Below are 7,668 nucleotides of genomic sequence, written 5' to 3'. Positions count from 1 at the left end.
GCGGGAATAGCTCAGTTGGTAGAGCACGACCTTGCCAAGGTCGGGGTCGCGAGTTCGAGTCTCGTTTCCCGCTCCAAATTCTTACCTCAATAAAAATATCCACAACGAATAATCGCGTTGGGGACGTTTTGTTTCGTCATTGACATACTCTTGTAAACAGACTTATCCACAGGTTCGGGTATTATTCCTGGAATGCAAAAAGCTTCGCCGGGTAAATAGTATCATTTTAACTAATTGAAATTATTGACTTAATTATCATTTTAAATTGTTAATGCGATCACTTGACGATTTTTTCCTTCTTGAATATCAATGTGTTTTTATTTTTATACACAAGCTGTGGATGACTTAAGCGTCGCGCGGCAGACCCTTCTCAATGACCCTGACCAAACGTTGTTTCTTCGGTAGCTGCACCTCAACTACGCAGGCATTTCGCTTCTCGATTTGCTGAGCAACCGCCCAGTCTATGTGTTCGTCGAGAAGTGGGTGCTCACCTCTGCGACTTTCCAGCGCGAGAATAACAGCGTCATTCCAGGGAGCATTACCCAATGCAACGGCGATATTTCGCAGCCAGCGCAGGTGGCCAATACGACGAATGGCAGACCCCTCCGTGACTTTTAAAAACCACGCTTCGCTCCAGCTAAACAGCTCTATTAACTCCGGAGCATGAAGCTGCTTGCGCGGGTTGAAGTCATCCTCTGTCGTCAACTGTGAATAGCGGTTCCACGGGCAAATGAGCTGGCAATCATCGCAGCCGTAAATTCGATTCCCCAACAATGGACGAAACTCTTCCGGTATCGGGCCTTCCAGTTCGATAGTGAGATAAGAGATACAGCGGCGCGCATCTACGGTGTAGGGTTCAACGATGGCCCCGGTGGGACAGATTGTCATGCAGGCGACGCATTTCCCGCATCCTTCTTCTGCTGGTTGGTCGACCGGCAAGGGCAAATCGATCAGTAATTCCCCGAGGAAGAAAAATGAACCGGCTTCGCGATTGAGGATTAGTGAGTGCTTACCTGTCCAGCCAAGCCCGGCTTTTTCCGCCAAAGGACGCTCAAGAATGGGCGCAGAATCGACAAAAGGTCTAAAATTCAGCGAAACGCAGTGCTGTTGAATCATCTCTCCCAGCTTTTTTAAGCGGTTACGTAGCAGCTTATGGTAGTCGCGGCCAAGCGCGTAACGGCTGACGTAACCCAGAGAAGGGTTCTTCAACGTGCTGGCAAAGGCCGCTTTGGCAGGAAGATAGTTCATACGTACGCTGATGACACGTAGCGTACCGGGCAATAATTCGTGGGGGCGGGCGCGCATCATGCCGTGACGGGCCATCCAGTCCATCTCGCCGTGGTATTGTTTATCCAGCCAGGCCTGCAGTTTGGGCTCTGCTTCGCTGAGGTCGGTATCGGCAATACCGACCTGCTGAAAGCCAAGCTCCAGCCCCCACTGCTTAATATTTTGCGCTAACTGATTGAGATCGAGGGGCTCTGACATGACGGACCATACAATGAAGAAAAACCCCGCAAGTATACCACACTCCATCTGGCACGCCGATGATATCAGGCGGATGGAGCGAGAGGCGGCAGACAGTTTAGGGCTGACGTTGTATGAGCTGATGCAACGGGCGGGAGAGGCGGCGTTTCAGGTCACCCGTGAGGCTTACCCGAACGCCCAACACTGGCTGGTGCTATGTGGTCACGGCAACAACGGCGGTGATGGTTACGTGGTGGCAAGACTTGCCAAAGCGCAGGGTTTTAATATTACGTTGCTGGCGCACGAGAGTGATAAACCGCTCCCCGAGGAAGCGCAGCAGGCGCACGACGCCTGGCTTAACGCCGGTGGCGTTATTCATGCTGCTGATATTAACTGGCCAGACAGTGTGGACGTCATTATCGACGCGCTGTCAGGTACTGGCTTAAAAAACGCGCCGCGTGAACCTCTCCCGGCGTTGATCGAACGTGCCAATAGCCACCCAGCCCCTACAATTGCAATCGACATTCCCTCCGGCCTGCTTGCGCAGACGGGGGCGACGCCGGGGGCAGTCATCAACGCTGCGCATACCGTTACCTTTATTGCGCTCAAGCCAGGTCTGCTCACCGGTAAAGCACGCGATGTCACCGGACGTCTGCATGTTAACGCACTCGGGCTGGACGACTGGCTGGCGGTGCAGAACGCGCCGCTGCAACGTTTTGATGCTCAACAGCTTGCGCACTGGCTAACGCCGCGTCGGCCCACCTCACACAAAGGCTCCCACGGTCGGCTGGTGATTATCGGCGGCGACCACGGCACGGCAGGTGCAATACGTATGGCCGGTGAAGCGGCGTTGCGTGCGGGAGCCGGGCTGGTCAAAGTATTGACGCGCAGTGAGAACATTGCGCCTGTTCTGACTGCCAGACCAGAACTGATGGTCGATGCGCTGACGCCGCAGACTCTGGAAGAGAGCCTGGCATGGGCGGATGTTGTGGTGATAGGACCTGGGCTTGGTCAGCAGGAGTGGGGTAAAAAAGCGCTGCAAAAAGTAGAGAATTTTCGCAAACCGATGCTCTGGGATGCGGATGCGCTGAACCTGCTGGCAATCAACCCCGATAAACGTCACAATCGCGTGATCACGCCGCATCCAGGTGAAGCCGCGCGACTGCTGGGCTGTTCCATTGCAGAAATTGAAGACGATCGCTTACTTTGCGCACAACGTCTGGTAAAACGGTACGGAGGCGTGGTAGTGCTGAAAGGCGCGGGTACGGTTGTTGCTGCTGAACAAGCTGAGTTAGGTATTATTGATACAGGCAATGCAGGGATGGCCAGCGGCGGAATGGGGGATGTGCTTTCCGGTATTATTGGCGCATTGCTCGGACAGAAGCTTACCCCGTATGATGCAGCATGTGCGGGATGTGTTGCGCACGGAGCGGCTGCGGATGTGCTGGCGGCGCGTTTTGGTACGCGCGGCATGCTGGCGACAGATCTTTTTACCACGCTACAGCGTATTGTTAACCCTGATGTGATTGACGTTTATCATGATGAATCGAGTAATTCCACTACCTGATGAGCAGGCAACTTTAGACCTGGGACTGCGGGTAGCCAAAGCCTGTGACGGCGCGACGGTTATATATTTGTACGGCGACCTGGGGGCGGGTAAAACCACTTTCAGCCGGGGATTTCTGCAGGCGTTAGGTCATAAAGGTAATGTAAAAAGCCCCACCTACACGCTGGTTGAACCCTATTCACTCGATAACTTGATGGTATATCACTTCGATTTATACCGACTTGCGGACCCGGAGGAGCTGGAATTTATGGGGATCCGCGATTATTTTGCCAATGATGCCATCTGCCTGGTGGAATGGCCGCAACAAGGTAAAGGTGTACTGCCAGACCCGGACGTCGAAATACACATTGAATATCAGGCGCAAGGTCGAGAGGCGCGCGTAAGCGCAGTCTCCTCATCGGGTGAATTATTGCTGGCGCGTTTAGCCGAATAACCTTAAGGGTGGCGGGATGATTTATCGCATCAGAAACTGGCTGATGGCAACCCTGGTCCTGCTGTGCGCGCAGGCAGGGGCCGCCAGCCTCTCCGATCTTCAGGTTTCCAATGGCAATCAACAGGCGCGGATTACGCTGAGCTTTATTGGCGAGCCTGAATACGCCGTGAGCCAGGACGGGAAACGCACCGTCGCGCTGGATATAAAACAAACCGGAGTGATTCAGGGATTACCGCTGCTGTTTAGCGGCAATAATCTGGTGAAATCTATCCGCTCCGGCACGCCAAAAGATGCGCAGTCCTTGCGTCTGGTGGTGGATTTAACCGAGAACGGCAAGGCCGAAGCCGTTAAACGCCAGAACGGCGGCAATTATACCGTTGTGTTTACCATCAAAGCGGATGCGCCACCGCCGCCGCCTCCACCTCCAGTGGTTGTTAAGCGTGTTGAAACGCCGGTTGTCGCCCCTCGTCCTGCCGAGCCTGCGCGTAACCCGTTTAAAGCAGAGAACGATCGCACCACGATGGTGACCAACAGTAATACCTCCACACGACCTGCGGCGCGCGCCAGCACCGGCAGCGGTGAAAAAGTGGTTATTGCCATTGATGCCGGACACGGCGGGCAGGATCCGGGGGCGATTGGCCCTGGCGGCACGCGTGAGAAAAACGTCACGATTGCCGTGGCGCGTAAACTGCGCAGCTTGCTCAATGATGACCCAATGTTTAAAGGCGTACTCACCCGTGATGGCGATTACTTTATCTCGGTGATGGGGCGTTCAGACGTCGCACGTAAACAAAACGCCAATTTCCTGGTTTCTATTCACGCGGATGCCGCGCCAAACCGTGATGCCACAGGTGCTTCCGTTTGGGTGTTGTCGAACCGTCGGGCGAACAGTGAGATGGCCGGCTGGCTGGAACAGCATGAAAAACAATCGGAGCTGTTGGGCGGCGCGGGCGATGTGCTGGCAAACAGCCAGTCCGATCCTTATCTCAGCCAGGCCGTACTGGATCTGCAATTCGGTCATTCGCAGCGCGTCGGGTATGATGTGGCGACCAGCATGATCGGCCAGTTAGAACGTATTGGTTCGATGCATAAGCGCCGTCCGGAACACGCCAGTCTTGGCGTACTGCGTTCGCCTGATATCCCATCTGTGCTGGTTGAAACCGGCTTTATCAGTAACAACAGCGAAGAACGTCTGTTGGCGAGCGATGATTACCAGCAGCAACTGGCTGAGGCGATATACAAAGGATTGCGTAACTATTTCCAGGCGCACCCGATGCAAACCGGACCGCAGGGCGCGCCGGCGCAAACCGCCAGCGCCATATCGCCGGGTAACACGTTAACAAATTAAGGATTAGCCATGCCGATTCAGGTTCTACCGCCACAGCTGGCGAACCAGATTGCCGCGGGCGAGGTGGTAGAACGGCCTGCGTCAGTGGTGAAAGAGCTGGTGGAAAACAGCATCGATGCCGGTGCGACGCGAATTGATATCGATATTGAGCGCGGCGGCGCGAAGCTTATCCGTATTCGTGACAACGGCTGCGGGATTAAAAAAGACGAGCTGGCGCTGGCGCTGGCGCGTCATGCCACCAGTAAAATAGCCTCGCTTGACGATCTTGAGGCCATCGTGAGCCTCGGATTTCGTGGCGAAGCGCTGGCAAGTATCAGCTCCGTGTCTCGTTTAACCCTGACGTCGCGCACACAAGAGCAGCCTGAGGCCTGGCAAGCCTATGCTGAAGGGCGCGACATGGATGTGACGGTAAAACCTGCTGCGCATCCAGTGGGAACCACACTGGAGGTGTTAGATCTGTTCTACAACACCCCGGCGCGGCGCAAATTTATGCGCACCGAGAAAACGGAATTTAATCATATCGACGAGATTATTCGCCGCATTGCGCTGGCGCGTTTTGATGTGACGATTAATTTGTCTCACAACGGCAAAGTGGTGCGTCAGTACCGGGCAGTGGCCGCGGATGGGCAGAAAGAGCGCCGGCTGGGCGCGATTTGCGGCACGCCGTTTCTGGAGAATGCGCTGGCGATTGAATGGCAGCATGGTGATTTGACGCTGCGCGGCTGGGTGGCCGATCCTAACCACACAACGGCGGCACTGGCAGAAATACAGTATTGTTATGTGAATGGTCGGATGATGCGAGATCGGCTGATCAACCATGCTATCCGCCAGGCCTGTGAAGATAAGCTGGGAGCCGATCAACAACCCGCTTTTGTGCTGTATCTGGAAATCGATCCGCATCAAGTTGATGTCAACGTACACCCAGCTAAACATGAGGTCCGTTTCCATCAATCCCGCCTGGTGCACGATTTTATTTACCAGGGCGTGTTGAGCGTCCTGCAACAGCAGCTTGAAACGCCGCTGCCGTTGGCTGATGACGACGAACCCGCTCCAAGGCACATCCCGGAAAACCGCGTTGCTGCCGGACGTAACCATTTTGCCGAGCCAGCTCCCGCGCGTGAACCTGCGACACCGCGGTACTCAACTGGCGCTGGAAACGGCAGTAGTGGCGCAGGCCGTCAGGCGGGGGCCAGTTGGCCTCATGCCCAACCCGGATACCAAAAGCAGCAGGGCGAAATTTATCAGAAACTGATGCAGACGCCGGCTCCAACCCGTAAAACGCCGGTCTCTGAAACATCATCGGCACCTCTGAGCGGCAGCAGTCAGGGCTTTGGCCGGGTGCTAACGATTGTCGGTGCAGACTGCGCGTTACTCGAGTGCGATGGTCATATTCGGTTGCTGGCATTACCGGTGGCTGAGCGTTGGCTGCGTCAGGCGCAATTAACGCCGGACCAGGGGACCGTTTGCGCCCAGCCGTTGCTGATCCCTTTACGGTTAAAAGTCAACGCCGATGAAAAAGCGGCGCTGCAAAAAGGACAGAGCCAACTGGCTGAGCTGGGCATTGAATTTCAACTGGATGCGCAGCATGTGACCATCCGGGCGGTGCCTTTACCCTTACGCCAACAAAATTTACAAATCTTGATTCCTGAACTGATAGGCTACCTGGCGCAGCAATCCGTATTCGAGCCGGGCAATATTGCGCAGTGGATCGCACGTAACCTGATTAGCGAGCATCCACAGTGGAGTATGGCACAGGCGATTACGCTGTTAGCGGATGTTGAGCGGCTCTGCCCACAACTCGTGAAGGCACCGCCGGGCGGTCTGTTACAACCTGTTGATTTACATTCGGTAATGAATGCCCTGAAACATGAGTGATACCCGTAAGGCGAGCCTGCCAAAGGCGATTTTTTTGATGGGGCCAACGGCCTCCGGTAAAACGGCACTCGCAATTGAATTGCGTAAAGTTTTGCCCATAGAGTTGATAAGCGTTGATTCCGCCCTTATTTACAAGGGGATGGATATCGGTACAGCCAAGCCCGATGCAGATGAATTACAGGCCGCGCCGCACCGATTACTGGATATTCGCGATCCGTCGCAAGCGTACTCCGCTGCGGATTTTCGTCGCGATGCGTTAGCCGAGATGGCCGACATCACCGCCGCGGGGCGTATCCCGTTGCTGGTGGGCGGCACAATGTTATATTTCAAAGCCTTGCTTGAAGGGCTGTCGCCGTTACCGTCGGCGGACCCGGAAGTCAGGGCCAGAATTGAGCAGCAGGCGGCAGAGCAGGGTTGGGACGCGTTACACCGACAGCTTCAGGACATCGATCCGGTGGCTGCGGCGCGTATTCATCCAAATGATCCGCAAAGACTTTCCCGGGCACTGGAAGTTTTTTTCATTTCGGGTAAAACTTTAACGGAGCTGACGCAAACGTCAGGAGATGCTTTGCCGTATCAGGTGCATCAGTTTGCAATCGCCCCGGCGAGCCGTGAACTGCTCCATCAGCGAATTGAGCAGCGTTTTCATCAGATGTTAGCTTCAGGTTTTGAAGCAGAAGTCCGGGCGCTTTTTGCCCGTGGAGATTTGCATACGGATTTGCCTTCCATTCGTTGTGTAGGGTATCGCCAGATGTGGTCATACATTGAAGGTGAAATTTCATACGATGAAATGGTTTATAGAGGTGTTTGCGCCACGAGGCAGTTGGCGAAGCGACAGGTAACCTGGTTGCGTGGTTGGGAAGGGGTGCACTGGCTTGACAGTGAAAAGCCTGACCTGGCGCGAAACGAAGTATTACAGGTTGTTGGTGCTATCGCGAACTGAATGTGTACAATTGAAACGTATCGTGCGCAATTTTTCAG

At 54.7% G+C, this 7,668-nt stretch carries 6 protein-coding genes and 1 tRNA gene; 6 read left to right on the top strand and 1 reads right to left on the bottom strand.

The features are described from left to right. Positions 1-76, top strand: a tRNA-Gly gene (locus OGV98_RS21625). A gap of 269 nt (positions 77-345) precedes the next feature. Here OGV98_RS21625 and queG read toward each other — a convergent pair. Further along, entirely contained in the window at positions 346-1,485 is a 1,140-nt protein-coding gene (gene queG / locus OGV98_RS21620) for a tRNA epoxyqueuosine(34) reductase QueG (RefSeq protein WP_003844973.1), read from the bottom strand. Between queG and nnr the strand changes: the two genes are divergently transcribed. Genes nnr through miaA form a run of 5 tightly spaced genes read left to right on the top strand, consistent with a single transcriptional unit; the run spans position 1,484 to position 7,630 of the window. After that, a complete protein-coding gene (nnr, locus tag OGV98_RS21615) occupies positions 1,484-3,031 on the top strand; it encodes a bifunctional ADP-dependent NAD(P)H-hydrate dehydratase/NAD(P)H-hydrate epimerase (protein ID WP_200061161.1) in 1,548 nt (515 codons plus the stop codon). The genes queG and nnr overlap by 2 nt on opposite strands. Then, positions 3,003-3,464: a tRNA (adenosine(37)-N6)-threonylcarbamoyltransferase complex ATPase subunit type 1 TsaE gene (gene tsaE, locus OGV98_RS21610; protein WP_003025570.1), complete on the top strand. Its 462-nt coding sequence runs from the start codon at positions 3,003-3,005 to the stop codon at positions 3,462-3,464. The genes nnr and tsaE overlap by 29 nt, the downstream gene beginning before the upstream one ends. 16 nt (positions 3,465-3,480) lie before the next feature. Continuing rightward, the gene (gene amiB / locus OGV98_RS21605) at positions 3,481-4,812 is read left to right on the top strand and encodes an N-acetylmuramoyl-L-alanine amidase AmiB (protein ID WP_016149446.1); all 1,332 of its coding nucleotides are present in this window, start codon (positions 3,481-3,483) and stop codon (positions 4,810-4,812) included. Between the two features lie 9 nt (positions 4,813-4,821). Further along, on the top strand, positions 4,822-6,687 hold the full coding sequence (gene mutL / locus OGV98_RS21600; protein ID WP_202580834.1) for a DNA mismatch repair endonuclease MutL: 1,866 nt from the start codon (positions 4,822-4,824) through the stop codon (positions 6,685-6,687). Next, positions 6,680-7,630 carry a tRNA (adenosine(37)-N6)-dimethylallyltransferase MiaA gene (miaA, locus tag OGV98_RS21595; RefSeq protein ID WP_016149447.1) on the top strand — a complete coding sequence of 317 codons (951 nt, stop codon included), beginning with the start codon at positions 6,680-6,682 and terminating at the stop codon, positions 7,628-7,630. Before mutL ends, miaA begins: the two co-directional genes overlap by 8 nt. The last annotated feature ends 38 nt before the right edge of the window (positions 7,631-7,668 follow it).

The sequence above is a fragment of the Citrobacter sp. Cf136 genome (assembly GCF_030333815.1).
Taxonomy (GTDB): Bacteria; Pseudomonadota; Gammaproteobacteria; order Enterobacterales; family Enterobacteriaceae; genus Citrobacter; species Citrobacter freundii.
The sequence above is the reverse complement of the archived record's forward strand: the minus strand, read 5'-3'. Positions and strand labels throughout refer to the sequence as shown.

What these genes read in the sequence shown, in the direction of transcription:
- queG (WP_003844973.1), bottom strand. Translation starts at nt 1,485, where the DNA reads ATGTCAGAGCCCCTCGATCTCAATCAGTTAGCGCAAAATATTAAGCAG.
- miaA (WP_016149447.1), top strand. Translation starts at nt 6,680, where the DNA reads ATGAGTGATACCCGTAAGGCGAGCCTGCCAAAGGCGATTTTTTTGATG.
- nnr (WP_200061161.1), top strand. Translation starts at nt 1,484, where the DNA reads ATGACGGACCATACAATGAAGAAAAACCCCGCAAGTATACCACACTCC.
- mutL (WP_202580834.1), top strand. Translation starts at nt 4,822, where the DNA reads ATGCCGATTCAGGTTCTACCGCCACAGCTGGCGAACCAGATTGCCGCG.
- amiB (WP_016149446.1), top strand. Translation starts at nt 3,481, where the DNA reads ATGATTTATCGCATCAGAAACTGGCTGATGGCAACCCTGGTCCTGCTG.
- tsaE (WP_003025570.1), top strand. Translation starts at nt 3,003, where the DNA reads ATGATGAATCGAGTAATTCCACTACCTGATGAGCAGGCAACTTTAGAC.